This is a genomic window from Sphingomonas sp. Ag1 (assembly GCF_000980895.1).
Taxonomy (GTDB): domain Bacteria; phylum Pseudomonadota; class Alphaproteobacteria; order Sphingomonadales; family Sphingomonadaceae; genus Sphingomonas; species Sphingomonas panaciterrae.
Genome location: NZ_LAZX01000094.1, coordinates 177,444 through 203,425 on the forward strand (window position 1 = coordinate 177,444; position 25,982 = coordinate 203,425).

Below are 25,982 nucleotides of genomic sequence, written 5' to 3' on the forward strand. Positions count from 1 at the left end.
GCCCTCCCGAAACGTACCCCGCCGCGTGGGGCAAGGAAGGCACGATGGACCACAGAAGAGGACAGCCGCTGGCCCGAGACGCGATGGCCTATGTGCTTGCCGGCGGGCGCGGCAGCCGCCTTCACGAAATGACCGATACGCGGGCCAAGCCGGCGGTCTATTTCGGGGGCAAGAGCCGGATCATCGATTTCGCGCTGTCGAACGCGATCAATTCGGGCATCCGCCGGATCGGCGTCGCGACCCAGTACAAGGCGCATTCGCTGATCCGTCACCTGCAGCGGGGCTGGAACTTCCTGCGGCCCGAGCGCAACGAGAGCTTCGACATCCTGCCCGCCTCGCAGCGCATCAGCGAGTTCCAATGGTATGAAGGCACGGCCGATGCCGTGTTCCAGAACATCGACATCATCGAGAGCTACGATCCCGAATATATGGTGATCCTGGCGGGTGATCACATCTACAAGATGGATTACGAGCTGATGCTGCAGCAGCATTGCGACAGCGGCGCGGACGTGACGGTCGCCTGTCTCGAAGTGCCGCGGATGGAGGCGGTCGGCTTTGGCGTGATGCATGTCGACGAGAGCGGCCGGATCCTCGATTTCATCGAGAAGCCCGCCGATCCGCCGGCGATGCCGGGCAAGCCGGACGTCGCGCTGGCGTCGATGGGCATTTATGTCTTTCGGACCGCGCTGCTGATCGACCAGCTGCGACGTGATGCCGCGACGCCCGATTCCAAGCGCGATTTCGGGCGCGACATCGTCCCCTGGCTGGTCAAGAACGGCAAGGCGGTGGCGCATCAGTTCACCGACTCCTGCGTCCGGTCATCGAACGAGGCATCAGCCTATTGGCGCGATGTGGGGACGGTGGACGCGTACTGGGAAGCGAACATCGACCTTACCGATGTGGTGCCCGCGCTCGACCTTTATGACCGGACCTGGCCGATTTCGACCTATTCGGAACTGACGCCGCCGGCCAAGTTCGTGCATGACGTCGACGGCCGGCGCGGTTCGGCGGTCGCGAGCCTCGTGTCGGGAGATTGCATCGTTTCGGGTTCCTCGATCTACCGTTCGCTCCTGTCGACGGGAACGCGGACGCACAGTTTTGCGATGCTTGATGAGGCGGTGGTGCTGCCGTTCGTGAAGATCGGCCGGGGCGCGCGGCTGCGGAAGGTGGTGATCGATCGCGGCGTGGAAATCCCCGACGGGCTGGTGGTCGGCGATGATCCGGTGCTGGACGCCAAGCGGTTTCGCCGAACCGACAATGGCGTTTGCCTGATCACGAAGCCGATGATCGACCGACTGTGAGCGACGCTGCGTGAAGATATTGTCGGTTGCTTCGGAGGCGTATCCGCTGGTCAAGACCGGGGGGCTCGCCGACGTCGTCGGTGCGCTGCCGGCGGCGCTGAGCGAACATGGCGTGCAGGTCACCACGTTGCTGCCGGGCTATCCCGCCGTGATGAAGGCGGCGGGGGGACGAGCGGTGTATCGCTGGCGCGACCTGATGGGCGGGGGCGAGGCGCGGTTGCTGCGCGGGGAGATTGCGGGCCATCCCCTGCTGGTCCTGGAGGCGCCCGGCCTGTTTGCGCGGAAGGGCGGGCTGTATGCCGCTGCCGCTGGCGGGGACTGGCCGGACAATTGGCAGCGCTTTGCCGCGTTCGGGCAGGCGGCGGCGCAGGTCGCCACCGGCGGGGTTCGGGGGCTGCGCTTCGATCTGCTGCATGCGCATGACTGGCAGGGCGGGATGGCCCCAGTGTATCTGCGATATGCCCAGGCGGCGGTGAAATCGGTGCTGACCGTCCACAACATCGCGTTTCAGGGGCAGTTCGGGGCGGAGGTGTTCCCGCGCCTGGGGCTGCCGCCCGAGGCGTGGTCGATCGACGGGGTCGAATATTATGGCGGGGTCGGCTTCCTGAAGGGCGGACTGGCGGCGGCGACGGCGATCACGACCGTCAGCCCGACTTATGCCCGCGAGATCCTGCGGCCCGAATTCGGCATGGGGCTGGAGGGGCTGATCGCCGGCCGGTCCGCCGAGCTGACCGGGATCGTCAACGGTATCGATCCCGCGGTGTGGAACCCGCGCAGCGATGCGGCGCTGTGCGCGCGTTACGACGAGGCTGATCTCGCGCGGCGCGTGCAGAACAAGCGGGCGATCGAGCAGCAGTTCGGCCTGGACGAGGCGGAGGGGCCGCTGTTCACAGTCGTCACCCGGCTGACGTGGCAGAAGGGCATGGACGTGCTGGCCGGTGCGCTCGACTCGCTGGTCGATATGGGCGGGCGGCTGGCCTTGCTTGGGTCGGGGGACGAGGGGCTGGAGCAGGCGTTCCTTCGCGCCGCGGCACGCCACCCGGGGCGGATCGGCGTGCGGATTGGCTATGACGAAGCTCTGTCGCACCTGCTGCAGGGCGGCGCCGACGCGATCATCATCCCGTCGCGCTTCGAGCCTTGCGGGCTGACGCAATTATATGGCCTCGCCTATGGCTGCGTTCCGATCGTGGCGCGGGTCGGCGGGCTGGCCGATACGGTGATCGATGCCAATCCGGCCGCGCTCGGCGCCGGGGTGGCGACCGGCATACAGTTCGACGACGTCACGCATGAAGGGCTGACCTACGCCTTGCGCAAGGCGGTCAGCCTCTACGGCCAGCCGGCGCGGTGGCGGCGGATGCAGCAGCGCGGCATGGCCGCCGATTTTTCGTGGAAGACCAGCGGCGCGGCCTATGCGGCGCTTTACCGGAGCCTAGTGAGCGCATGATCGAGACGGTTTCCACCACCCCTTATGGCGACCAGAAGCCCGGCACATCCGGACTGCGCAAGAAGGTGAAGGTATTCCAGCAGCCGCATTATGCCGAGAATTTCATCCAGTCGGTGTTCGAGGTGGTCGAGGGGCGCGAGGGCGCGACGCTGATCATCGGGGGCGACGGCCGTTACCTGAACCGCGAGGTGATCGACAAGGCGATCCGCATGGCGGCGGCGAACGGTTTTGGCCGCGTCATCGTGGGGCGGGGCGGTATCCTGTCGACGCCGGCCGCGTCTCACCTGATCCGCAGCCGTGAGGCGATCGGAGGGCTGATCCTGTCGGCGAGCCACAATCCGGGCGGGCCGAACGAGGATTTCGGGATCAAGTACAATGTCGCCAATGGCGGTCCTGCGCCCGAGAAGGTGACCGACGCGATCCTGGAACGCACCCGGGCGATCGACAGCTACCGCATTGCCGACGCGGAGGCGGTCGACATCGACGCGATCGGAGAGACCGAGATTGCCGGCATGACGGTCGAGGTGGTCGATCCCGTCGCGGCTTATGCCGACCTGATGCAGTCATTGTTCGATTTCACCGCAATCCGCGGTGCTGGCCTGACCATGGCCTTCGACGCAATGAGCGCGGTGACTGGGCCTTATGCGACCGAGATCCTGGAGCGCCGACTGGGGTTCGAACAGGGCACCGTGCGCAACGGCACGCCGCTCGAGGATTTCGGCGGCCATCATCCGGACCCCAATCTGGTCCATGCGCGCACATTATATGATCTGATGATGAGTGCAGATGCGCCCGATTTCGGCGCCGCTTCCGATGGTGATGGTGATCGCAATCTCATCATTGGCCGCGACATCTTCATCACGCCGTCGGACAGCCTCGCCATGCTGGCGGCCAATGCGCACCTTGCCCCGGCCTATGCGGAGGGGCTGAGGGGGATCGCGCGATCCATGCCGACCAGTGCGGCCGCCGATCGCGTTGCCGCCGCGCTGAACATCCCGCTCTTTGAAACTCCAACGGGGTGGAAGTTCTTCGGCAACTTGCTGGATGCCGGCATGGTGACGATCTGCGGTGAGGAAAGCGCCGGCACCGGGTCCGATCACGTGCGCGAGAAGGATGGGCTGTGGGCGGTTTTGCTGTGGCTGAATATCCTGGCGGCCACCGGCAAGTCGGTGAAGCAGATCGCCGAGGAGCATTGGGCGCGGTTCGGCCGGACTTATTACGCGCGGCATGATTATGAAGGCGTCGACAGCGCGGCAGCCGAGGCACTGGTGGACGGACTGCGTGCCCGCCTCTCGGACCTGCCGGGGCAGGAGATCGCCGGCCTGCGGATCGAAGCGGCGGACGAGTTCGCCTATGAGGACCCGACCGATGGATCGATCAGCCGCCAGCAGGGGCTGCGCGTCCTGTTCGAGGGCGGCAGCCGCGTTGTCTTCCGCCTGTCGGGGACCGGAACCAGCGGCGCCACGCTCCGCGTGTATCTGGAACGCTATGAGCCGGTCGGCGGGCGGCTGGATCAGGATACCGGCGAGATGCTGGCCGATATCGCGCGTGCGGCGGATGAGATTGCCGGCATTACCCGGCACACCGGCCGCGCGCGGCCCGATGTGATTACCTGACCCGGCGGCGCGGGTGAGCCAAGCCATGCCGGAGAAGACGCCGCACTGTTTCCGCGTGCGATCGCCGGCCGCCGGGGCCGTGTGGCTGTGCCTGTTCGACGCGGCGGGTGCGGAAACCCGCTACCCGATGGAGCGGGACGGGGAGACATGGGTGCTCGACCTGCCCGTGCCGGTTGGCACCCGCTACGGCTATCGTGCCGGCGGGGCGCCGCCGTTCGATGCGGCCAAGCTGCTGGTCGACCCGCGCGCGACCGAGCTTGACCGACCGTTCGTCCATGATCCCCGGCTTGGCGAGCGGGGCGTCGATACGGCGGCGCTCGTGCCCAAGGCGATCATCGCGGCGGTGCTGCCGCCGCTGGCGCCCGCGCCGCCGGTCTTCCGTCCCGGGCAGCTGATCTACGAGATCAACGTCCGCGCCTTCACCATGCGTCATCCGGACGTGCCGGCGGGGCAGCGCGGCACGGTGGGGGCGCTGACGCATCCGGCGGTGCTGGCGCATCTGCGCAAGCTGCGCGTCGGGGCAGTCGAGCTGATGCCGATCGTCGCGTGGATTGACGAACGGCATCTGCCGCCGCTCGCGCTGAGCAACGCCTGGGGGTATAATCCGGTCGTGCCGATGGCGCTTGACCCGCGGCTATGCCCCGGCGGGATGGCGGAGCTGCGCCGCACGGTCGCGGTTCTGCGCGCCAATGGGATCGGGACGATCCTGGACCTTGTGTTCAATCACACCGGGGAGAGCGACGTTGAGGGAGCGACCCTGTCGCTGCGCGGGCTGGACGATCGTTGTTACGCCCGTGCGCCCGACGGCACGCTGATCAACGATGCCGGTACCGGCAACACGCTCGATTTTGGATACCCGCCGGTGCGCGACCTGACGCTCGACACGCTGCGCCATTTCGTGGCCGGCGCCGGGGTCGACGGATTTCGCTTCGACCTGGCGCCCGTGATGGCCAGGTCGCCGGGGTTTGACCCCCACGCGCCGATCTTTGCCGCGATCGCCGACGATCCGCTGCTGGCCGATCATATTATGATCGCCGAGCCCTGGGATGTCGGGCCTGGCGGATACCAGCTGGGCCAGTTTCCCGAGCGGTGGCTGGAGTGGAACGACCGCTTTCGCGACGATGTGCGGCGGTTCTGGCGCGGCGATGATGGTGCCGGTGTGCTCGCCACGCGGCTTGCGGGATCAACCGATATCTTTGGCCACCATGCCACGCGCAGCGTCAATTTCGTCGCCGCGCATGACGGCTTCACGCTGCGAGACGTCGTGAGTTTCGTCGAGCGGCGCAACCATGCCAATGGCGAGGATAATCAGGATGGTCACCGCGACGAGGTGAGCTGGGATGCGGGAAGTGTCGAGGCCCGGCGGCGGGATGCGAAGGCGCTGCTCGCCACGCTGTTTGCCGCGCGCGGGACGATCATGCTGACTGCGGGCGACGAATTCGGGCGGACGCAGGGCGGCAACAACAACGCCTATGCGCAGGATAATCACATCGTCTGGCTCGACTGGTCGGCGCGGGACGGCGAGCTGGAGGACTATGTCGCGCAGCTAGCCGAATGGCGTGCGGCGCACCCCGAACTGGCCGATCCCGCAATCCGGCATGACCTGCGCTGGCAGCGACTGGATGGCGGGGCGATGGCGCCGGCGGACTGGCACGAGGCGGCAGGTTTCGTGATGACGCTGCCGGAAGGGGCGGGCATCCGGATCGACCGTGATGCCCGCGCCGTTCGTTTCACCGGCTGAGCGCCGGCGGGCCTGATCAGGCCTGCGGCGTGACGAGATACTTCTCGCCCGTCGCGCGCTTGCCGTAGGCAGCGATGTTCGCCGGGTCGAGCACACCGGCAAGCGGGATACGCTGCGTATATTTGCTGGCGAAGGTGGTCTTCAGCTCGCGTGAGACGCGTTCGCGAAGTGCCTTTGCCTCGGTCGCGCCCACATCCTCGAGGAAATAGGTCAGCAACCAGCCGCCCATGCGCCAGCGCATGCCGAAGCCGCGGTTGAACTCGGTCGGCGCCGACGACAGGCCGCCATAGAGGTACACCTGCTTCATCTGGCGCGAGCCATAAGGGCCGTCGGCGCGCTGGGTGCGGAGCGCAGCCTGCTCCATCGCGGCGAGGATCTGGCCGGCGAGCTTCCCGCCGCCAACGGCGTCGAACGCGAGGAACGCGTTGGTCGCGGCGATGGCGTCGATCAGCTTGGGCATGAAATCGTCGGCCGTCATGTCGACGACATGCTCCGCGCCAAGATCGCGCAGCAGCTTGGCCTGCGTCTCGCTGCGCACGATGTTGACCAGCGGCACGCCATCCGCCTCGCACAATTTGACCAGCATCTGGCCGAGGTTCGACGCGGCGGCGGTGTGGACGAGGCCCTGATAGCCTTCGCGCTTCATCGTGCCGACCATGCCGACCGCGGTGAGCGGGTTGACGTAGGAGGAGGCGGCCTCCTCGGCGGTGGTCCCTTCCGGCACGGTCATGCAGTCGGCAGCGCGCACCTTGCGGTACTCGGCATAGAAGCCGCCGCCGGCGAGCGCGACGGTCTTGCCGATCAATGCCTGCGCGTCGGCCGAGCTGCCGGCCGCGACAACGACGCCGGCGCCCTCGTTACCGACGGGCAGGTCAATGCCCTTGCGGGCCGACAACGCACGCTGCACCGGCGGGGAGAGCGGGGCGACCGCCGCGTCGCCATCCCGGCTGAACGCATCGCCCTCGGTCAGGGCGAGCAACACGCCGAGATCGGACGGGTTGATCGGAGATGCTTCAACGCGGATGACCACTTCATCGTCACCAGGCGTCGGCATCGGGATGCTTTGCAGCGACAGGCGAACCTGGCCCTCGGGCGTGACGGTCGAAACCAGCCGGCGATACGTTTCAGGCAGATCAGTCATCCAACTTCCTCTCGTTTGCCGAACAGCTGTGCGCAACTAAGCCGTGCGTGTCGAGGGTTGTTGGGAAAAGGAAGGGCTGGCCGGGGAGAGCGCGGCGGCGCTCCCCGGCAAGTTGTTAGGTAGTGCCGTGCGGCTGGGTTGCCCGTCAGGCCAGCGTCAGGCCCTTCATGTTACCCGCGTCCCGCCACGCCTTAATCGTGTTGAAGAAGGCGACCGGCCCCTTGCCATAGCTGGAGAAGCTGGCGGCCTTGGGGCTGAGCTGACCCTCGCCGTTGTAATAGCCTGGCGTGCATTCCTCGAGGAACTTGCGCCGGTCGAGCACGGAGGCGAGGATTTCATTAGTCCACGCCTCCTCTGCCTCCGCGGTCGCCTCGACCCGCGACGTCTGCGCGCGCATCGCCTCGCCGATGATGTGCGCTGCGTGGCCCGCCTGTTCCAGCAGGGCGTGCGGGTAATTGGCGGTGAAGCCCGACTGGATCACCGAGAAGATGAACATGTTGGGAAAGCCGTTGACGGTCATGCCGTGCAGCGTGCGGCCGCCGTCGGCCCATTTCTGTTCGAGCGACTGCCCGCCGGTGCCGTGCACGTCATAGCCGGCGCGGCGTGCATAGCTGGTGCCGACTTCAAAGCCGGTGCCGAAGATCAGGCAGTCGAGCTTATATTCCGTCCCGGCGACGACGACGCCGTTCTTTGTAATCCGCTCCACCCCCTTGCCCTGGGTGTCGATCAAGGAGACGTTGGGCCGGTTGAAGGTCGCCAGATAATCGTCGTGGAAGCAAGGGCGCTTGCAGAACTGATTGTACCAGGGCTTCAGCGCCTCGGCCGTCGCCTCGTCCTGCACGACCTCGTCCACGCGCGCGCGGATGGATTCCATCTTCTGGAAATCGGCAAGCTGCACCAGCTCATCCGGGTTTTGCGCGCCCGACCTGGCCGCCTTCATCCGCGCGATGACGCCTAGATTGCGGATGATGTCGGTCCAGCCGTCGTTGACCAGATCCTCCTCCGCCCAGCCGCCCGAGACGAGCGTGTTGAAATTCTCCATGCGCTGCTGGTGCCAGCCGGGCGTCAGTGACTGCGCCCATTGTGGGTCGGTCGGCCGGTCGCCGCGGACGTCGATCGAGGAGGGCGTGCGCTGGAACACGAACAATTGCTTGGCGGTCGCGCCGAGATGCGGGACGCATTGCACCGCGGTGGCGCCAGTGCCGATGATCCCGACGACCTTGTCGCCCAGCTTGTCGAGCCCGCCATTCTGGTCGCCGCCGGTATAATCATAATCCCAACGGCTGGTGTGGAAGGTGTGCCCTTCAAATTCCTCGATGCCCGGGATGCCGGGCAGCTTGGGGCGGTGCAGCGGGCCGTTCGCCATGATGACGAAGCGGGCGCGGATCGCGTCGCCGCGATTGGTGGAAATGATCCAGCGGCGGGTTTCCTCATTCCAGCTGAGGTCGGTTACCTCGGTCTGGAACAGGACGTCGCGATACAGGTCGAACCGCTCTGCGATGCGACGCGAGTACGCGCGGATTTCCGGTCCCTGGCTGTATTTGCGCTCAGGGATGAAGCCGGTTTCCTCGAGCAGCGGAAGGTAGACATAGCTTTCGATGTCGCACGCCGCGCCGGGATAGCGGTTCCAGTACCAGGTGCCGCCGAACTCACCGCCCTTTTCGATGATGCGCACATCTTCGATCCCCGCCTCGCGCAGCTTCGCGCCGGCCAGCAGGCCGCCAAAGCCGCCGCCGATGACCACCACGTCCTTTTCATCAGCAAGCGGTGACCGCGCGATCGGCTGATCGATATAGGGATCCTCGAGGTAGCGGGCGAAGGCGCCGGTCATCTCGACATATTGTTCGTTCGCGTCGGCGCGCAGGCGCTTGTCGCGCTCGGCCAGATACTTCGCCTTCAGCGCCGCCGGATCGAAATCAAACCCGGCATCGGGCGCGGCGTGGATCGCCTGCGACTCGAGTGTCATCTGCCTCTCCTCGTCCCATTTTCTTGGAACGCATTATGACTTAGTGCGAGGCAGAGGTGTAGAGTGCAAGCAAACTAAAGTTGCGACTGTGAGCCGATCAGCGTTCGAGCCGCCCGTCGCCGATCGCGCTGGCTTCAAACGGGAAGAGCGTGTCGGGATCGGGCTTGTTCACATCCTTGGTGATCGAGGGCGGCGCCAGTTCGTGCAGCAGATGCTGGATGATCGCGCGGCGGGCGGGCTTCTTGTGATCGGCGCGCACGCACACCCAGGGGGCGAGCGGGGTGCTGGTACGCGTCAGCATCGTATCGCGGGCGGTGGTGTAGCCGTCCCATTCCTTGACCGCGATTTTGTCGAGATCGGAGATCTTGAGCGCCTTCAGCGGATCGCTGCGGCGTGAATTCAGGCGCTTGGCCTGCTCATCACGCGAGATGTCGAGCCAGAGCTTCACCATCCGGATGCCCGACCCGATCAGCATGGCCTCAAAGGCGGGGACATCCTCCAAGAAGCGCGCCTGCTCCTCCGGCGTGGAGAAATGGTTGACCACCTCGACGCCCGCGCGATTGTACCAGCTGCGATTGAAGATCACGAGCTCGCCGGCGGCGGGCAGATGTTCGACATAGCGCTGGAAATACCATTGCGAGCGTTCCTGCGCCGTCGGCTTTGGCAAGGCGACGACGCGGGTGTGGCGCACCGCCAGATGGCGGGTGATCCGGCGGATCGCCCCGTCCTTTCCGGCGGTGTCGCGCCCCTCCAGGATGACGAGCGCGCGCTCGCCGGATTGTGCCGTCCATTGCTGGTAGCGGACCAGCGCCACCTGGAGGTCGTGATCCTCCTGATCGTGGTCCGCTCCCATCGCCTCAGACCAGCTCGACGGCGAGGGCGGTGGCTTCACCGCCGCCGATGCACAGGCTGGCCACGCCGCGCTTCTTGCCCTGGTTCTTCAGCGCCGCGACCAAGGTGGTGATGATCCGCGCGCCGGACGCGCCGATCGGGTGGCCGAGCGCGGTGGCGCCGCCGTTCACGTTGATCTTGTCATGCGGGATGCCGAGGTCCTTCATCGCGAACATCGCGACGCAGGCGAAAGCCTCGTTGATTTCGAACAGATCGACCTCATCGATCGTCCAGCCAGCCTTCTTCAGCAGCTTCTCGATGGCGCCGACGGGAGCGGTGGTGAAGGCTGCAGGCTCCTGCGCGTGGGCGGCATGGGCGACGATGCGCGCGATCGGCGTCTGGCCATTGGCCTTGGCGACGCTTTCGCGAGTGAGGACCAGAGCGGCGGCGCCATCGGAGATCGAGGAGCTGGTAGCTGCCGTGATCGTCCCATCCTTGGCAAACGCGGGGCGCAGCGTCGGGATCTTGTCGGGCATGCCGCGGCCGGGCTGCTCGTCGGTGTCCACCACGACGTCGCCCTTGCGGGTAGAGACCGTCACCGGCACGATTTCGTCAGCAAACGCCCCCGACTGGATGGCGGCCTGTGCGCGGCGCAGCGATTCGATCGAATAATCGTCCTGTGCCTGACGGGTGAGCTGATATTCGTTGGCGGTATCCTGCGCGAAGGTGCCCATCGCGCGGCCGGCCTCATAGGCGTCCTCCAGACCATCCAGGAACATATGGTCGTAGGCCGTGTCGTGACCGATCCGGGAGCCCGAGCGGTGCTTCTGAAGGATGTAGGGGGCGTTGGTCATGCTCTCCATGCCGCCGGCGACGATCACGTCCGCCGATCCGGCTGCGATCGCCTCCGCGCCCATGATCACCGTCTGCATGCCCGAACCGCACACCTTGTTGACGGTGGTCGCCTGCACCGATTTGGGCAGGCCCGCCTTGATCGCCGCCTGACGCGCCGGTGCCTGACCGAGACCGGCCGGGAGGACGCAGCCCATGTAGATGCGGTCCACCGCCGCGCCATCGACACCGGCACGTTCCACCGCCGCCTTCACGGCCGTCGCGCCCAGATCGGTGGCGGAGACGTCGGCCAATGCCCCCTGCATGCCGCCCATTGGCGTGCGGGCGTAGGAGAGGATGACGACGGGATCGGTGGTCATGGAAATGAAGCTCCGGGACAAAATCGTATTGGGTTCGATCTAGTGTCAGTTGCAGGCGAATACAAAGGGCAAGCCAGCGCGTTGGGCGGCGATGGAGAGCTGGATCGACGTATTGAAATGGGCCGCCGCAATCAGCGGAATGGTTGCCGCCTTCATGGTTTCGCTGGATCTGGGGCGCCGCGTGACGGGCTGGGGCTTTGTCCTGTTCGTCGGATCGTCGGTCTGCTGGGTCACTGGCGCGCTGCTGACCGAGGACTGGGCACTGGGGACGCAGAACATCGTGCTGTTCGGCATCAATCTGTTCGGGGTCTATCGATATCTGATACGCAAGAAGGGTGTCTGATCTTCTCTGGCCGGTAGCGCTCGCCACGCTTGGCGCGATCCTCGGTAGCTTTCTGGCGACCGTCGCCCTGCGCTGGCCCGCGGGGCAATCCGCCTTGTCCGGGCGATCGATGTGCGATGGCTGCGGCCGGCCGCTCTCCGCCGTGGATCTGGTGCCGCTCCTCAGCTTCGTCGGCTTGCGGGGGCGGGCGCGTTGCTGTGGCGCGACGATCCCGGCGCTGCATTGGCAGGTGGAGGCGGGATGTGCCGTGGCAGGCTTCCTCGCCGGACTGGTCGCAAGCGGTGCGCCGGCGCTGCTGATCGCGGGGTTCGGGTGGCTGCTGGTGCTCGTCGTCGCGCTGGATGCGACCGAATTCTGGATTCCCGATCCGCTGCCGATGGTCATCGCCGCTTTGGGGCTGATCGCGTCGTTTTTCCTGCCGCCGCCCCTGGTGGAGCGGATCATCGGCGGGGTCGCCGGCTTTACGTCGCTGTGGCTGATCGGATTCCTGTATCATCGGGTTCGCGGGGTGGAGGGGCTGGGCGGCGCTGACCCCAAATTGTTCGGTGCCATCGGGCTGTGGCTCGGCTGGCGGATGCTTCCGCCCGTGCTGCTGCTCGCCGCACTGATCGGGCTTGGAATTGTCGCCTGGCGGATGACGACCGGACGGGCGGTGGCGCGCGACGACGCGCTGCCGTTCGGCGCGTATCTTGCGCTCGCGGCTTACCCGGCGCTGTTGCTCATGGTACACCTCGGGCCATGATCGCGTTGCTTCTTGCCCTCGCCGCGGCCGATCCGCCCAGGACGCCGGTGCCGATCGCCGGGCTGCCGCTGGCGGCGCTGCCGCCCCAGTCGCTGCCGACGCAGGGGTGTGCTGCCTATCTCTTCACGGCCGGGCAGGGCCGTGCGTTGGTCGGCATGGCCAGTGCGGCGCCTGGCACCTTGCGGCTGGCGCTGGACGGCCGCGTTGCCGATTATGCGCGGCAGAACCAGACCGGGAGCGCCGGCTTCGGTTTTGCGACGACGACGACGTATCAGAGCGCGGACGTGACCGCGACGCTCGACCTTGCCGTGCAGACACGCCGCGACCTGTCACAAGGAGCAGTGGTGGACGGCGGTACCTTGCGTATCGACCGGACCGGTCACGATACCGTGATCCTGCCGGTGGCGGGCCTGATAGGATGCGCGGCCACCTGACCGACGAAGACAAAAGAAACGGGGAGAGGATAGATGAAGGACATACTCAGCGCCCAACGCGACAGCTTCATGGCCGCGCTGCCGGAGCCGATCTCCGTCCGGAAGGACCGGTTGAAGCGCGCCGCGGCGATGATCCGCGACCATGCGGACCGCTTCTGCGACGCGCTGAGCGAGGATTTCGGCCACCGCAGCCGCGAACAATCGATGATCACCGACATTGGCGGGTCGATCAGCCCTATCCATCACGCGCTGAAGAACCTCGAGAAATGGGCGCGACCCGAGAAGCGGCCGGTCCAGTTCCCGCTCGGCCTGCTGGGGGCCAAGGCCTGGGTGGAATATCAGCCCAAGGGCGTGGTCGGCGTGATCGCGCCGTGGAATTTCCCGGTGAACCTGGTGATGTCGCCGTTGGCCGGGGTGTTCGCCGCGGGCAATCGCGCGATGGTCAAGACGAGCGAATATACGCCCGTCACCGCTGCCCTGTTCGAGGAGATCGTCGGCCGGTATTTCGACCCGACCGAACTGGCCTTCGTCTCCGGCGGGCCGGACGTGGGCCAGGCCTTTGCCGAGCTTCCGTTCGATCACCTGATCTTCACCGGCGCGACGGGCATCGGGCGGCACATCCTGCACGCGGCCGCGGACAATCTGACGCCGGTCACGCTGGAGCTTGGCGGCAAGTCCCCGGTGATCGTCGGCAAGGACGCCGATCTGAAGCAGGTCAGCGAGCGTGTCGCCCTGGGCAAGATGCTGAACGCCGGGCAGATCTGCCTCGCGCCGGATTATCTGCTGGTGCCGTCGGCGCAGGAAAGCGCGGTGGTCGACGGGATCCGCACCGCGGCCAGCGCCATGTACCCGACGCTCCTGTCCAATCCGGATTACACCAGCGTGGTGAACGATCGCCATTACGAGCGGCTCAACCAATGGGTTGAGGACGCACGGGCGAAGGGCGCGACGGTCGACGTGGTGAATCCCGCCGGCGAGGATTTCGGCAGCACTAACAGCCGCAAGATGCCGCTCCATATCGTGCGCGACGTGACCGACGACATGACGTTGATGCAGGAGGAGATCTTCGGCCCGATCCTGCCCGTGCGCCGCTATGACGGGATTGACGCGGCGATTGGGGAGGTGAACCGGCGCGACCGACCACTGGGCCTCTATTATTTCGGCAAAGACGAGGCGGAGCGCCGCCGCGTGCTGGATCGCACCATCTCCGGCGGGGTGACGATCGACGATGTCATCTTCCATGTGTCGATGGAGGACCTGCCGTTCGGCGGGGTCGGTCCGTCAGGGATGGGGTCGTATCACGGCCTGGATGGGTTCCGCACCTTCAGCCATGCGAAGGCGGTGTATCAGCAGTCCAAGCTGGATGTGGCGAAGATTGCCGGTCTGAAGCCGCCTTATGGTGATGCCACGCGCAAGGCGGTGGCGCGGCAGATGGGCGGGTGAGGGCGCGGCGTGCGGGGCCATCCCCGCGCGCCACACCATGGATTTGCGTCAATGCGCCTGCACGATTTCCTCCTTCAGGCGCAGCTTCTTTTTCTTCAAATCCGCGATGAGCATTGCATCGGGCATGGGCCGATGGGTTTCTTCACTGATGCGCTGATCCAGCGTGGCATGCTTGGCCTCCAGAGCCGAACGATGCGCGGTCTGCATACAGGAATCTCCTTGCTTTAGTTGCGGGGGCAGAAAGTAAAACACGCGAACGGGCGATTGTCTCATCGGAAATTGCCCGATCTGCGGTCGATCGAACCCCCTGTGCGATGTCACGCTTTTGCAACGAGTTTTCCCACCAACCCCCGCACGGGCTCTGCTACAGCGGCATCGCCGGAGGGAGGGCGACGTGACGGATGATGGCCAGCTGATTGCGCGACTCGGCGCGCTGCGCACCGAACATCGCGATCTGGACGCGGCGATTGGCGCCCTGGGCAGGGACGGCGCGGCCGACCAGTTGCAGCTTGCGCGGTTGAAGAAGCGGAAGCTGCGACTGCGCGACGAGATCGCGTTGATCGAGGACCAGCTGATCCCGGACATCATCGCCTGAGTGTCGCAATGGGACGCTGGTCGCAGCGCCGCGTATGATCACGCTGTCGCGCGGTTCCCGTCTCCGATGTAACGTTTCGGCCATGCACGCAGCCCACCATGATTCCGCGGTTTACCGACGCCTGATCGACGCCTTGTATGTAGAAGCCATGGTGCTGGCCGACGATGCACGCAGCTATTTCGATGATGGCGGGCGCGGCGATCGAGAGGCGCTGGACCCGATCACGCGCGTGACCTTCAGCTGTGAATCGCTGAAGGTCACGACGCGGCTGATGCATGTCATCGCCTGGCTGTTGACGCAGCGTGCGGTGCTATCGGGCGAGCTGAGCCCCAGCGCGGCGCTCGATCCGGCACGCCGCTTGATCGGACCGGCAGAGGAATCCGCCATGGTGGCCACGTCGCTGCCTCGGAAGGCGCAGCGGTTGGTCGACACCAGCATCGATCTTTATCGACGGGTGGCGCGGCTGGATGCGGCGCAGGGGATGACGGTGCCGGAGGAAAGCCCCGCGCGGCAGATGTTCCAACGGCTGGCGATGGCGTTCTGAGGCGAGGGGATCCGGCCCCGAAGTGCGGGGCCGGAACGGGACGGGATCAGCCTTCGACGCGTTCCCAGTGGCCGGTCTCAAAGCCATCCACGGCCAATTCGGCTATACGCGCGGCCACCACTTCGGGCGACTTCACCGATGCGGGATCCTCACCGGGATACGCGCGGGCGCGCATCTTCGTGCGGGTGGCGCCGGGATCGATGATGGCGGTGCGCACGCGGCTGATCTCGGCCAGTTCGTCGCCATAAGCGGCCAACAGTGTCTCGAACGCAGCCTTGGACGCACCATAAGCGCCCCAATAAGCGCGCGGCTTGCGACCCACTGAGGAGGTGATGCCGATCACGCGTGCGCCCGACGAGCGGCGCAGCATCGGATCGAACGCCTGGATCAGTGCGACCTGCGCCGAGACGTTGAGCGTCAGGACGTTGGCGAATTCCTTGGGATCGATCGACGGCACGGCCGCCAGCGTTCCCAGCGTGCCAGCGTTCAGCACCATGATATCGAGCGCCGACCAGCGTTCGCCGATCGCGACCGCCAGCCGCGCAATGGCGTCGTTCGCCGCCAGATCGAGCGGCGCGATCGTTGCCGAGCCGCCAGCGTCGAAGATCTTCTGCTCGACCTCTTCCAGCGCCGGGGCGGACCGTGCGGTCAGGATGACATGCGCGCCCTTTTCGGCAAGCGCGATGGCAGTGGCGGCTCCGATACCCCGGCTGGCGCCGGTGACGAGGGCGAGCTTGTTCTCGAGAGGCTTGGTCACGTTCATCATCCCGGATTAGTCCCGGGATTAGCGCTCCCGCAACTCCATAGGTGCCGTGTTGGCAGGTGAAGCCGAAGGTCGGCGGAGTGGCGCCTTACGCCACCCGCTCTTCCAGCATGGCGAACTGATCCACCGCGCCCGTATCGTCGTGATCGGTCAGCGTGGTCGGATAGTCGCCCGTGAAGCACGCGTCGCAATAGCCCGGCCGGAATTGCGCGCGCTCGCTGCGACCGAGTGCCTTGTACAGGCCGTCGATCGACACGAACGCCAGACTGTCGGCGTGGATGAAGTCGGTCATCGCCTTCAGGTCATGCGTCGCTGCGAGCAGCTTGGCGCGCTCAGGCGTGTCGACGCCGTAGAAGCAGCTGTGCTTCGTCGGCGGGCTGGCAATGCGCATGTGCACCTCCGCCGCGCCAGCCTCGCGCATCATCTGCACGATCTTCAGGCTGGTCGTGCCGCGCACGATCGAATCGTCGATCAGCACGACGCGCTTGCCCTGGATCAAGGCGCGGTTGGCATTGTGCTTCAGCTTCACGCCAAGGTGGCGGACCTTGTCACCCGGCTGGATGAAGGTGCGGCCGACATAGTGCGAACGGATGATCCCGAGTTCGAACGGGATGCCGCTTTCCTGCGCATAGCCGATCGCCGCGGGCACGCCCGAATCCGGCACTGGAATCACCAGATCAGCCTCGACCGGTGCTTCGAGCGCGAGCTGTTGGCCGATGCCCTTGCGCACCGAGTAGACCGAATGGTCGTCGACGATCGAATCCGGTCGCGAGAAATAGACCCATTCGAAGATGCAGGGGCGCGGCGCGACGGGGCCGAACGGCCGGATCGACCGCATTTCCGAACCCTGTACGATCACCAGCTCGCCCGGCTCCACCGAGCGGACGAATTCGGCGCCGACCACGTCGAGCGCGACGGTTTCGCTGGCGAAGATGATCGAATCGTTGAGCTTGCCCATCACCAGCGGGCGGATGCCCAGCGGATCGCGGCAGGCGATCATGCCCTCCGGCGTCATCACGATCAGGGCATAGGCACCCTCGACCTGCTTCAGCGCGTCGATGAAGCGATCCATCAGCGTGCGGTAGTTGGACGTAGCGACCAGGTGAATGATCGTTTCGGTATCGCTGGTCGACTGGAAGATCGATCCGCGGCGAATCAGCTCGCGGCGCAGCTTCATCGCGTTGGAAATGTTGCCGTTGTGCGCGACGGCGAAGCCACCGCTCGCCAGCTCGGCATACAGGGGCTGAACATTGCGTAGCGCGGTCTCGCCCGTGGTCGAGTAGCGTACGTGGCCGCACGCGACGCTGCCGGGCAGCGAGCCGATCACGGCCTCGCTGTCGAAATTGCCGGCGACGTGACCCATCGCCTTCTTGGTGTGGAAATGCGCGCCATCGAAGGACGTGATGCCGGCGGCCTCCTGTCCACGGTGCTGGAGCGCGTGAAGGCCGAGGGCGACAAGCGCCGCGGCGCCATCGGAGCCGGACACTCCGAAGATGCCGCACTCCTCGTGCAGATGGTCGTCGTCGAAAGGATTAGTCGTCAGCATGGCGTGGGGGCTCGCGTCGTGCGCCGTCCATATAGCGAGTGTCTCGGATTTGTCATGGGGGTGGAGCGATCATTGCGTCCGCCGGTTTCTGCCGGTGAGCGGACGCAAGGAGAAATCACCATGGCCAAGAACCACGGATCGCAGATCAAGGACGACAAATTGTACGAGGATCTGCGTCGGCAAGGCGAATCGAAGGAAAAGGCGGCGCGGATCGCCAATGCGCGCGCCAACGGCTCGCTCGATCATCGCAGCGACCGGCTGGAGGATCGTTCCAAGGAGGATTTGTACGCCGAAGCGCAGAAGATCGGGATCGAGGGGCGATCCAAGATGAACAAGCGCGAGCTGGTCAACGCGGTGCGGAACCACAAATAGCCCGGATCGCGGCGAATAAGGGCGGGCTGGAAGAAGGCGGCCGGGCTGCGCTACAGCCGCGGTCATGACTGATCCGCGCGAAAATGGCCTGACGCTTGATCCCCGATATGACGCCGCCGGGCTGGTGACGGCAGTGGTGACTGCCGCGGGCAGGGGAGAGGTGTTGATGGTCGCGCACATGAACGCCGATGCGCTCGCCGCCACGCGCGCGACCGGCAGGGCCACCTTCTGGTCGCGCAGCCGCCAGGCCTTGTGGGTGAAGGGCGAGACGTCGGGGAATTTCCTCAACGTTCGCGAGATGCGCATCGACTGCGACCAGGATGCGATCTGGATAATCGCCGAGCCGGTTGGCCCGGCGTGCCACACCGGCGCGCGGTCGTGCTTCTATCGCCGGATCGGGCCGGACGGGCTGGAACGGGTCGAGTGATCCGACGCGCGGCGGCGGCACTGGCAGGCGCGGCGCTGGTCGCCGGCTGCGGGCAGCAAGCGGGAACGCGCGAACGGTCTGACGACGCCGGAACCGCGCTGGAGGCGACGGCGATCGCACGCGGGATCGTGTCCGATCCTGCCGCGCTCAACCCCGTCGGGGCATTCGCCTCGGCCACGGATCGCGTCTGCGTCGTGCCCAGGGACGGTGAATATAGCATTGGCGTCAGCGTCGATTATGGCGATCGGCAGCATTGCGTCGCACGCGGCGTGGCCCGCGAGAACGGGGTGCTGCGGGTCGACTTCGGGGGCGGCTGCCGCCTCGATGCGCGGTTCGACGGGGAGCGGATCGTCTTTCCAGCAGAGGCGCCGGCGGCCTGCAATCAATCATGTACCGGGCGGGCGAGCCTGTCAGCGGTCAACACTGCGCGGCTGAGCGTTGCAGAGGCAGAAGCGCGCGCGATGCGTGGCGCGGACGGAAACCCTCTATGCGATTGACGTTCACGTAAGCGGAAGATAGATCGGCGGCATGTCGGTCGCTGGCCTTTTCGGTTCGCTCCCGCCCCGCGGGGATCGGACGCATTTCAGCATCACGGACCTCGCCTCCGAGTTCGGCGTGACGCCGCGAGCGTTGCGCTTCTACGAGGATGAGGGGCTGATCGCGCCCGAACGCCGGGGCACGGCGCGGATCTATTCGCATCGCGACCGGGCGCGGCTCGCCTGGATCCTGCGCGGCAAGCGGGTGGGATTCAGCCTGGCCGAGATCCGCGAGATGATCGACCTTTACGACATCGGCGACGGCCGCAACACGCAGCGCAACGTCACCATCGAGCGTTGTCGTGCCAGGATCGAGGCGCTGACGGCGCAGAAGCGCGACATCGACGATGCCATTGCCGAGCTCGACGAGTTCGTCTCCCTCCTTGAAACACCCGATCAGAAGGACTGATCCTCATGCCGCAATATACTCCGCCGGTGCGCGACACCCGCTTCGTTCTCGAACATGTCGTGGGTCTGTCGCGCCATGCCAATGTGCCGGGCTTTGCCAATGCCACGCCCGACACGGTGGATGCCGTGCTGGAGGAGGGCGGCCGCTTCGTCGCGGAAGTGCTGTTCCCGCTGAACCAGTCGGGCGATCAGGAAGGCTGCACCCGGCATGAGGACGGTTCGGTCACGACGCCCGCCGGCTTCAAGGAAGCGTACAAGCAGTTCGTCGAATCCGGCTGGGGCACGCTGTCCGCGCCAGAGGCGTTCGGCGGGCAGGGGATGCCGCACGTCATCTCGACCGCGTTTCAGGAATATATGATCTCCTCCAACATGGCGTTCGCCATGTACCCGGGCCTGGCGCATGGCGCGATCGCGGCGCTGGTAGCGAAAGGCTCGCCCGAGCAGCAGGAGAAGTACCTGCCCAAGATGGTGTCCGGCGAATGGGGAGGCACCATGAACCTGACGGAGCCGCAGTGCGGCACTGATCTCGGCCTCATCCGCACCCGCGCCGAGCCGCAGGCTGACGGTTCGTACAAGATCACCGGCACCAAGATCTTCATCTCGGCCGGCGAGCATGACCTGACCGAGAACATCATCCACCTCGTTCTCGCCAAGACGCCGGGTGCGCCCGACAGCTCGAAGGGCATCAGCCTGTTCGTGGTGCCCAAGGTGCTGGTGAACGACGACGGCTCGCTGGGTGAGCGCAATGCGGTCTCCTGCGGCTCGATCGAGCACAAGATGGGCATCCACGGCAACGCGACCTGCGTGCTGAACTATGACGGTGCGACCGGCTGGCTGGTCGGCGAGGAGATGAAGGGCCTTGCCGCGATGTTCATCATGATGAACGCAGCGCGGCTGGGCGTTGGCCTTCAGGGCCTGGCGGTCGGCGAGACGGCCTACCAGAATGCGGTGCAATATGCCGAGGATCGTCGCCAGGGTCGCGCGCTGACCGGCGCGGCCGAGCCTGATGAGAAGGCGGACACGTTGTTCGTCCACCCGGACGTTCGCCGGATGCTGATGAACGGCAAGGCGTGGCTCGAAGGCCTGCGGGCATTGTGCCTGTGGGGCGCGCTTCAGGTCGATCTGGAGCACAGCGCCGAGGATGAGGCCGCGCGGCAGGAGGCGGCTGACCTCATCGGGCTGCTGACCCCGGTGATCAAGGGCGTCGGCACCGACAAGGGCTATGCCATCGCGACTGACGCGCAGCAAGTCTATGGCGGCCACGGCTACATCCAGGAATGGGGGATGGAGCAGTACGTCCGTGATGCGCGGATCGCGATGATCTACGAAGGCACCAACGGCGTTCAGGCGATGGACCTCGTCGGTCGCAAGCTGGCGATGAACGGTGGCCGTGCGATCCAGTTGTTCTTCAAGATCGTGGCCGAGGAATGTGCCGCGGCGAAGGGTGGGCCGGCGGCCGATTTCGCCACCCGGCTCGAAAAGGCGCTTGGTGAGCTTCAGGCCGCGACCATGTGGTTCATGGGGAACATCTCCAACCCGAACAACATCGGCGCGGGCGCGGTGCCCTACATGCACCTGCTGGGTGTCGTGTCGGTCGGCCTGATGTGGCTGCGCATGGCGGTGGCTGCTGCGGCGCTGAAGGAAGCCGGCCAGGGCGACGCCGCCTTCCTCGACGCGAAGCTGGTGACGGCACGCTTCTTCGCCGAGCGCGTGCTGCCGGAGGCGGGCTCCTACCGTCGCCAGATCGAGGGCGGCGCCGAGGCGCTGATGGCGCTGCCGCCCGAGATGTTCCGCGCGGCGTAAGTGACGATCGGCCCCGTCGCGCAGGTCGCGGCGGGGCCGTTTCTTATTCCACGCCGGCCGCGTTGCCGAGCGTCGGCGCTGCCGGCTCCGCGCTTGATTTCCGGCGGACGCCCTCGAGCGGCTCCGGCCCCTTTGCGGGGACATCGATTTTCGGAACCGGCACGGCGCGGAGCATCATGCGCTTCATGCAGGATCCGCGGTTCCTGAATTCGTCGCAATTCCACAGAAAGCGTTCGAGATTGCTGTCGCGATCGCGGATGTAGCTGAACGACATGGCATGCATCTGATCGTTGGTCAGCGGCAGGCTCGTCGCGGCGGCGGCGGCGGTGGTCCAGCCCATGAAGCGGCACCGCGCGCGCGCGCCGCACGCCGCCATCGCCATCGCGGGATAGCTGGCTGCCTGCGCGGGATTGAGCCGTGTCAGGAACACCTCGTTATCGCTGCCGAGCGGCGCGGGTGTCGTGCCCTTGTAGGGAGCCGCGGCGAGTGCGGCGGCGCTTGCCGGCCCGTCGGCACCGATGCGGTGGATGTCCGATACCGCGGCGAGCTTCGCGATCGGCGCCTCGCCGGGCTGCTGCCCGCGGTTGAAGGCGGGGCCGGTGCCCCACCAGCCCGTCCAGCGGAAGAACAGATGCGTGTGAAGCTCGGCGATCTTGTCCAGGCTGGAGCTCCAATAGGGTACCACCCAGTCGGTATGGTAATGCGTTGCCCAGCCAACCGGCTTGTACACGCTGCCGCGCAGCGCGCGGGTGGCGACGTCGCGCGCGCGCTGCCACGCGGCGGGTGAGGGTGCCCGGCCGAGGGCGCCGTCGCAGGTAAAGGTGAACTGGCAGCCGGTCGCGCGCTCGGCGCCCTGAAAGACGACGCCGCACACCGTCTTGGGGAAAGCCGGGTGGCGCAGCCGGTTGAGCACGACCTGCGCCACCGCCTTCTGCCCGGGCGGGTCATCGCCGGCCTCGTAATAGGCCGCCGCCGCAAGACAGTCGGTCGCGCGGGCGAAATCCTCCGTGCCGCCGACGAAGCGGAACGGGCGGGCGGCCGGGACCGGGCTCTTCACAAAGGGGATGGCGGCATTCACCGCGCGCGCGTCATCGGGATCGATCGAGGCATATTCGACCGGCTCGACCGGCGGTGGCGGCACCTTGGGCGTGGTCACGATCCGTCGCGCCGTCGGCGGAGCCTCGAACGCTCGTTCGGGTATCGGGGGCGCCAGGCGCACGACGATGATCGGCAAAGCGATTGCGGCGATCGCGATGACCGCGAGAATGAGGTGCAGGGGGCGCAATGCTGACACAGGTCGATCGCTAGCCGTCACGACGGATTGGGGCGAGGACAGTCGCGCGATCAGGACGATGGTGGCCGTGCCAAGACGAAACGCCCGGCACGGCCCCCCTCATCAGGCTTCCGGCAGGAAGTCGGGCACGGAGAGATAGCGCTCACCCGTGTCATAGTTGAAGCCCAAGACCCGCGCATTGTCGGGCAGGTCGGGCAGCTTCTGCAGGATCGCGGCCAGCGTCGCGCCGGACGAGATACCGACCAGCATCCCTTCTTCGCGGGCCGCGCGGCGGGCCATGTCCTTGGCGACATTGGCGTCCACCTCGATCACGCCGTCGAGGGCCTGGGTATGCAGGTTCGCCGGGATGAAGCCGGCGCCGATACCCTGGATCGGATGCGGGCCGGGCTGGCCGCCGCCGATGACCGGGGAGGCGGCCGGCTCGACCGCGAACACCTTCAGGTTGGGCCATTCCTTCTTCAGCGTTTCGGCGACGCCGGTGATATGGCCACCGGTGCCGACACCGGTGATGACCGCATCGAGCGGCGTGTCACGAAAATCGTTGATGATCTCCTGCGCCGTGGTGCGAACGTGGATGTCGATATTGGCCGGATTTTCGAACTGCTGCGGCATCCAGGCGCCGGGCGTCGTTTCCACCAGTTCCAGTGCGCGCTCGATGGCGCCCTTCATGCCCTTTTCACGTGGGGTCAGGTCAAAGGTCGCGCCATAGGCCAGCATCAGGCGGCGGCGTTCGAGCGACATGCTCTCCGGCATGACCAGCACCAGCTTGTAGCCCTTCACCGCGGCCACCATTGCAAGGCCAATGCCGGTGTTGCCGCTGGTCGGCTCGATGATCGTGCCGCCGGGCTGCAGATCGCCGCTGGCCTCCGCCGCTTCGATCATGGCCAGCGCGATGCGGTCCTTGATCGAGCCGCCCGGGTTCGACCGTTCCGACTTGATCCAGACTTCTGATCCGGGGAACAGGCGCTGCACGCGGATGTGCGGCGTGTTGCCGATCGTCTCGAGGATCGTGTTCGCCTTCATGGCTGAGCTACTCCGTGCTGTGTTTCGGGCGGTATTACCGAAAGTGGTGTCTCGGGCGGATCAAAGGTCTTGGCTTGCTTCAGTTCCGGAAACAATCGCGACCACAGCAGCGTGACGGCCATCGCGCCAACCCCGCCGACGACCACTGCCCCAACGGGGCCGAGCAGCGCCGCCATGAGGCCGCTTTCTGCCTCCCCCAGTTCATTGGAGGCCGAAATGGTCAGCTGGCTGACCGCGCTGACCCGGCCGCGCATCTCGTCAGGCGTGTGCAACTGGATCAGCGATCCGCGCACGTACATCGACACCATGTCCGCGCTGCCGGCGACGATCAGGGCGCTGAGGCTGAGCAGGAAGTTGGTCGAGATGCCGAAGGTGACAATCGCGACACCGAAGATCATAACCGCGATCAGCATCTTGCGTCCGACATCGTTCTTCATCGGTCGGAACGACAGGAAGATGCCGGTCGCCGACGCGCCGATCCCCATGCCAGCCGCGAGCAGCCCAAGGCCGGTCGGCCCGACATGAAGGATATCGTGGGCATAGATGGGCAGCAGCGCAGTTGCGCCGGCGAGCAGCACGGCGAACAGATCAAGCGTGATCGCCGCCTGCACCAGCCGGTTGCGCTTCACATAGGCGAAGCCGTCGACGATCCTAGCGAACGGCCGGCGATCCTTCTGCGCCGGCGGCTGCGGCACGGGGCGGATCGTCAGCAGCATGACGAGCGCCAGGAGGAACATCGCCGCCATGCCGGCATAAGCGGTCAACGGCCCGATCGCGAACAGGAAGCCGCCGACGCTGGGCCCGGCGATGAAGCCGACCTGCATCGCGATCGATCCCAGCGCGATCGCGCTCGGCAGGGATTCGCGCGGAACGAGGTTGGGCGCCAGCGCGCCATAGGCGGGGCCGGCAAAGGCACGCGCAACCCCGACCAACACGGCGGCGCCGAAGAGAACGGGGAGGCTGATCCAGCCTTCCCATGTGGCAAAACCAAGAAGCAGAACGTTGCCCGCCAGCAACGTTGTCGTCCCGCGCACGATCCAGCGCCGATCGATGCTGTCCGCGATCAGCCCCACCACAGGGGTCAGCAGGAACAGGGGAACAAACTGCGCTAGGCCGATCATCCCGAGAAGAAATGCGGCCTCCCGGATATCCATCGTTTCGCGGGCAATACTGTATACCTGCCAGCCGAGAACGATCGCGAGCGCCGATTGTGCGATGGTACTGGCCAAACGAGCCAGCCAGTAGCTGCGATAGTTCGGAATGCGGAGCGGGTGAGCGGCAGCTGACATGTGGCGATGGACTTAAGTCGGCCCTCCGATCGGCACAACGGGATTTCACGACGTTGCGCCTGCGCCCCGTTGAGGCTTATAGGCCCCGTTCTCCCTTTCCCCTAGGAACCTCGAGGTCCAGCCCCGTGGCAAAAACAGCCCGCGCGAAGAGCGCCGAACCCCCCGTATCCAACCGCGAGCGTCCCGACGAGCCGCAGCCCTATGAGGCGTCCAAGGACGAGCTGCTGCAATTCTACAAGGACATGCTGCTCATCCGTCGCTTTGAAGAAAAGGCCGGCCAGCTCTATGGCCTGGGCCTGATCGGCGGTTTCTGCCACCTGTACATCGGCCAGGAAGCCGTTGCGGTCGGCCTGCAATCCGCGCTGTCGGAGAAGGACAGCGTCATCACTGGCTACCGCGACCACGGCCACATGCTGCTGTGCGGTATCCCCCCCAAGGACGTGATGGCTGAGCTGACCGGGCGTCATGCCGGCATCTCCAAGGGGAAGGGCGGGTCGATGCACATGTTCAGCGTCGACCATAAGTTCTACGGCGGGCACGGCATCGTGGGCGCGCAGGTGTCGCTGGGCACCGGCCTTGGCTTTGCGCACAAGTACAACAATGACGGGGGCGTGTGCCTCGCCTATTTCGGCGACGGCGCGGCGAACCAGGGGCAGGTGTACGAAAGCTTCAACATGGCGGAGCTGTGGAAGCTGCCCGTCATCTTCGTCATCGAGAACAATCAATATGCCATGGGCACGAGCGTCAACCGCGCGTCGGCCGAGGACCAGCTGTATCGCCGCGGCGAGAGCTTCCGCATCCCGGGGATCCAGGTCGACGGCATGGACGTGCTGGCGGCGCGCGGTGCGGCCGAGGAGGCGCTCGCCTGGGTACGCGCCGGCAAGGGGCCGATCATCCTCGAGATGAAGACCTATCGCTATCGCGGCCACTCGATGTCGGACCCGGCCAAGTACCGCAGCCGCGAGGAAGTGCAGGCGGTGCGCGACAAGTCCGATCCGATCGAGCATGTGAAGAAGCTGCTCGAGGCGCAGGGCGTCAAGGAAGACGAGCTGAAGGCGATCGAGAGCGAGATCCGCAAGACGGTGAACGAATCCGCCGATTTTGCCGAGAGCACCCCCGAACCCGATCCCAAGGAATTGTATACCGACGTGCTGGTGGAGAAGTATTGA

26 protein-coding genes are annotated in these 25,982 nt (G+C 66.1%); 16 read left to right on the top strand and 10 right to left on the bottom strand.

Annotated elements, in window-relative coordinates; translation table 11 throughout:
* Positions 1 to 44: 44 nt before the first annotated feature.
* Genes glgC through XM50_RS13655 form a run of 4 tightly spaced genes read left to right on the top strand, consistent with a single transcriptional unit; the run spans position 45 to position 6,102 of the window.
* Positions 45 to 1,301 (top strand): glucose-1-phosphate adenylyltransferase, encoded by a 1,257-nt coding sequence (glgC, locus tag XM50_RS13640; protein WP_082103072.1) that lies wholly within the window; start codon positions 45 to 47, stop codon positions 1,299 to 1,301.
* Between the two features lie 10 nt (positions 1,302 to 1,311).
* Positions 1,312 to 2,745 (top strand): glycogen synthase GlgA, encoded by a 1,434-nt coding sequence (gene glgA / locus XM50_RS13645; protein WP_046410262.1) that lies wholly within the window; start codon positions 1,312 to 1,314, stop codon positions 2,743 to 2,745.
* Positions 2,742 to 4,361 (top strand): alpha-D-glucose phosphate-specific phosphoglucomutase, encoded by a 1,620-nt coding sequence (locus tag XM50_RS13650; RefSeq protein ID WP_046410264.1) that lies wholly within the window; start codon positions 2,742 to 2,744, stop codon positions 4,359 to 4,361. Before glgA ends, XM50_RS13650 begins: the two co-directional genes overlap by 4 nt.
* A gap of 25 nt (positions 4,362 to 4,386) precedes the next feature.
* Positions 4,387 to 6,102: a glycogen debranching protein gene (locus tag XM50_RS13655; RefSeq protein ID WP_046410266.1), complete on the top strand. Its 1,716-nt coding sequence runs from the start codon at positions 4,387 to 4,389 to the stop codon at positions 6,100 to 6,102.
* Positions 6,103 to 6,118: 16 nt separating this feature from the next.
* Here XM50_RS13655 and XM50_RS13660 read toward each other — a convergent pair whose 3' ends face one another.
* The 4 genes from XM50_RS13660 to XM50_RS13675 form a co-directional block, all read right to left on the bottom strand.
* Positions 6,119 to 7,243: a zinc-binding dehydrogenase gene (locus XM50_RS13660; protein WP_046410268.1), complete on the bottom strand. Its 1,125-nt coding sequence runs from the start codon at positions 7,241 to 7,243 to the stop codon at positions 6,119 to 6,121.
* Positions 7,244 to 7,388: 145 nt separating this feature from the next.
* Positions 7,389 to 9,209: a flavin-containing monooxygenase gene (locus tag XM50_RS13665; RefSeq protein ID WP_046410270.1), complete on the bottom strand. Its 1,821-nt coding sequence runs from the start codon at positions 9,207 to 9,209 to the stop codon at positions 7,389 to 7,391.
* Positions 9,210 to 9,306: 97 nt separating this feature from the next.
* On the bottom strand, positions 9,307 to 10,101 hold the full coding sequence (locus XM50_RS13670; RefSeq protein WP_231621982.1) for a polyphosphate kinase 2: 795 nt from the start codon (positions 10,099 to 10,101) through the stop codon (positions 9,307 to 9,309).
* Positions 10,067 to 11,251, bottom strand: a complete 1,185-nt coding sequence (locus XM50_RS13675) for a thiolase family protein (RefSeq protein WP_046410274.1) — start codon at positions 11,249 to 11,251, stop codon at positions 10,067 to 10,069. Before XM50_RS13675 ends, XM50_RS13670 begins: the two co-directional genes overlap by 35 nt.
* A 91-nt stretch (positions 11,252 to 11,342) precedes the next feature.
* Here XM50_RS13675 and XM50_RS13680 point away from each other — a divergent pair, with 91 nt between their 5' ends.
* Genes XM50_RS13680 through XM50_RS13695 form a run of 4 tightly spaced genes read left to right on the top strand, consistent with a single transcriptional unit; the run spans position 11,343 to position 14,213 of the window.
* Positions 11,343 to 11,594 (top strand): hypothetical protein, encoded by a 252-nt coding sequence (locus tag XM50_RS13680; RefSeq protein ID WP_231621983.1) that lies wholly within the window; start codon positions 11,343 to 11,345, stop codon positions 11,592 to 11,594.
* Positions 11,587 to 12,336 carry a prepilin peptidase gene (locus tag XM50_RS13685; RefSeq protein ID WP_046410275.1) on the top strand — a complete coding sequence of 250 codons (750 nt, stop codon included), beginning with the start codon at positions 11,587 to 11,589 and terminating at the stop codon, positions 12,334 to 12,336. The genes XM50_RS13680 and XM50_RS13685 overlap by 8 nt, the downstream gene beginning before the upstream one ends.
* Positions 12,333 to 12,770 carry a hypothetical protein gene (locus tag XM50_RS13690; RefSeq protein WP_046410277.1) on the top strand — a complete coding sequence of 146 codons (438 nt, stop codon included), beginning with the start codon at positions 12,333 to 12,335 and terminating at the stop codon, positions 12,768 to 12,770. The genes XM50_RS13685 and XM50_RS13690 overlap by 4 nt, the downstream gene beginning before the upstream one ends.
* Positions 12,771 to 12,803: 33 nt before the next feature.
* Positions 12,804 to 14,213, top strand: coding sequence for a coniferyl aldehyde dehydrogenase (locus XM50_RS13695; protein WP_046410279.1), 1,410 nt, complete (start codon positions 12,804 to 12,806; stop codon positions 14,211 to 14,213).
* A gap of 48 nt (positions 14,214 to 14,261) precedes the next feature.
* Here the strand turns inward: XM50_RS13695 and XM50_RS19765 are convergent, their stop codons facing one another.
* Positions 14,262 to 14,420: a DUF465 domain-containing protein gene (locus XM50_RS19765; RefSeq protein ID WP_082103074.1), complete on the bottom strand. Its 159-nt coding sequence runs from the start codon at positions 14,418 to 14,420 to the stop codon at positions 14,262 to 14,264.
* A gap of 187 nt (positions 14,421 to 14,607) precedes the next feature.
* Between XM50_RS19765 and XM50_RS13700 the strand changes: the two genes are divergently transcribed.
* Together XM50_RS13700 and XM50_RS13705 are read left to right on the top strand one after the other, a co-directional pair.
* Entirely contained in the window at positions 14,608 to 14,808 is a 201-nt protein-coding gene (locus tag XM50_RS13700) for a YdcH family protein (RefSeq protein ID WP_046410281.1), read from the top strand.
* 34 nt (positions 14,809 to 14,842) lie between these two features.
* Positions 14,843 to 15,352: a DUF1465 family protein gene (locus tag XM50_RS13705; RefSeq protein ID WP_443024668.1), complete on the top strand. Its 510-nt coding sequence runs from the start codon at positions 14,843 to 14,845 to the stop codon at positions 15,350 to 15,352.
* 46 nt (positions 15,353 to 15,398) lie between these two features.
* Here XM50_RS13705 and XM50_RS13710 read toward each other — a convergent pair whose 3' ends face one another.
* Both XM50_RS13710 and purF read right to left on the bottom strand, forming a co-directional pair.
* The gene (locus tag XM50_RS13710; protein ID WP_046411677.1) at positions 15,399 to 16,109 is read right to left on the bottom strand and encodes an SDR family NAD(P)-dependent oxidoreductase; all 711 of its coding nucleotides are present in this window, start codon (positions 16,107 to 16,109) and stop codon (positions 15,399 to 15,401) included.
* A gap of 94 nt (positions 16,110 to 16,203) precedes the next feature.
* Complete coding sequence (gene purF / locus XM50_RS13715; RefSeq protein WP_046410285.1) at positions 16,204 to 17,661, bottom strand: amidophosphoribosyltransferase; 1,458 nt, start codon at positions 17,659 to 17,661, stop codon at positions 16,204 to 16,206.
* 120 nt (positions 17,662 to 17,781) lie between these two features.
* On the opposite strand from purF, the gene XM50_RS13720 reads away from it, so the two are divergent.
* From XM50_RS13720 to XM50_RS13740, 5 genes are all read left to right on the top strand, one after another.
* Positions 17,782 to 18,033, top strand: a complete 252-nt coding sequence (locus tag XM50_RS13720; protein ID WP_046410287.1) for a DUF7218 family protein — start codon at positions 17,782 to 17,784, stop codon at positions 18,031 to 18,033.
* Positions 18,034 to 18,097: 64 nt separating this feature from the next.
* Positions 18,098 to 18,460, top strand: a complete 363-nt coding sequence (gene hisI / locus XM50_RS13725) for a phosphoribosyl-AMP cyclohydrolase (protein ID WP_046410289.1) — start codon at positions 18,098 to 18,100, stop codon at positions 18,458 to 18,460.
* Positions 18,457 to 18,957, top strand: coding sequence for a hypothetical protein (locus tag XM50_RS13730; RefSeq protein ID WP_052742577.1), 501 nt, complete (start codon positions 18,457 to 18,459; stop codon positions 18,955 to 18,957). The genes hisI and XM50_RS13730 overlap by 4 nt, the downstream gene beginning before the upstream one ends.
* Positions 18,958 to 18,988: 31 nt before the next feature.
* Positions 18,989 to 19,405 (top strand): MerR family transcriptional regulator, encoded by a 417-nt coding sequence (locus tag XM50_RS13735; RefSeq protein ID WP_046410291.1) that lies wholly within the window; start codon positions 18,989 to 18,991, stop codon positions 19,403 to 19,405.
* A gap of 5 nt (positions 19,406 to 19,410) precedes the next feature.
* Positions 19,411 to 21,207: an acyl-CoA dehydrogenase C-terminal domain-containing protein gene (locus XM50_RS13740; RefSeq protein WP_046410292.1), complete on the top strand. Its 1,797-nt coding sequence runs from the start codon at positions 19,411 to 19,413 to the stop codon at positions 21,205 to 21,207.
* 43 nt (positions 21,208 to 21,250) lie between these two features.
* Here the strand turns inward: XM50_RS13740 and XM50_RS13745 are convergent, their stop codons facing one another.
* The 3 genes from XM50_RS13745 to XM50_RS13755 form a co-directional block, all read right to left on the bottom strand.
* Complete coding sequence (locus XM50_RS13745; protein WP_197075558.1) at positions 21,251 to 22,501, bottom strand: cell wall hydrolase; 1,251 nt, start codon at positions 22,499 to 22,501, stop codon at positions 21,251 to 21,253.
* A gap of 102 nt (positions 22,502 to 22,603) precedes the next feature.
* A complete protein-coding gene (cysK, locus tag XM50_RS13750; RefSeq protein ID WP_046410294.1) occupies positions 22,604 to 23,524 on the bottom strand; it encodes a cysteine synthase A in 921 nt (306 codons plus the stop codon).
* Entirely contained in the window at positions 23,521 to 24,813 is a 1,293-nt protein-coding gene (locus XM50_RS13755; protein WP_046410297.1) for an MFS transporter, read from the bottom strand. Before XM50_RS13755 ends, cysK begins: the two co-directional genes overlap by 4 nt.
* 125 nt (positions 24,814 to 24,938) lie before the next feature.
* Here XM50_RS13755 and pdhA point away from each other — a divergent pair, with 125 nt between their 5' ends.
* Positions 24,939 to 25,982 (top strand): pyruvate dehydrogenase (acetyl-transferring) E1 component subunit alpha, encoded by a 1,044-nt coding sequence (pdhA, locus tag XM50_RS13760; RefSeq protein WP_046410299.1) that lies wholly within the window; start codon positions 24,939 to 24,941, stop codon positions 25,980 to 25,982.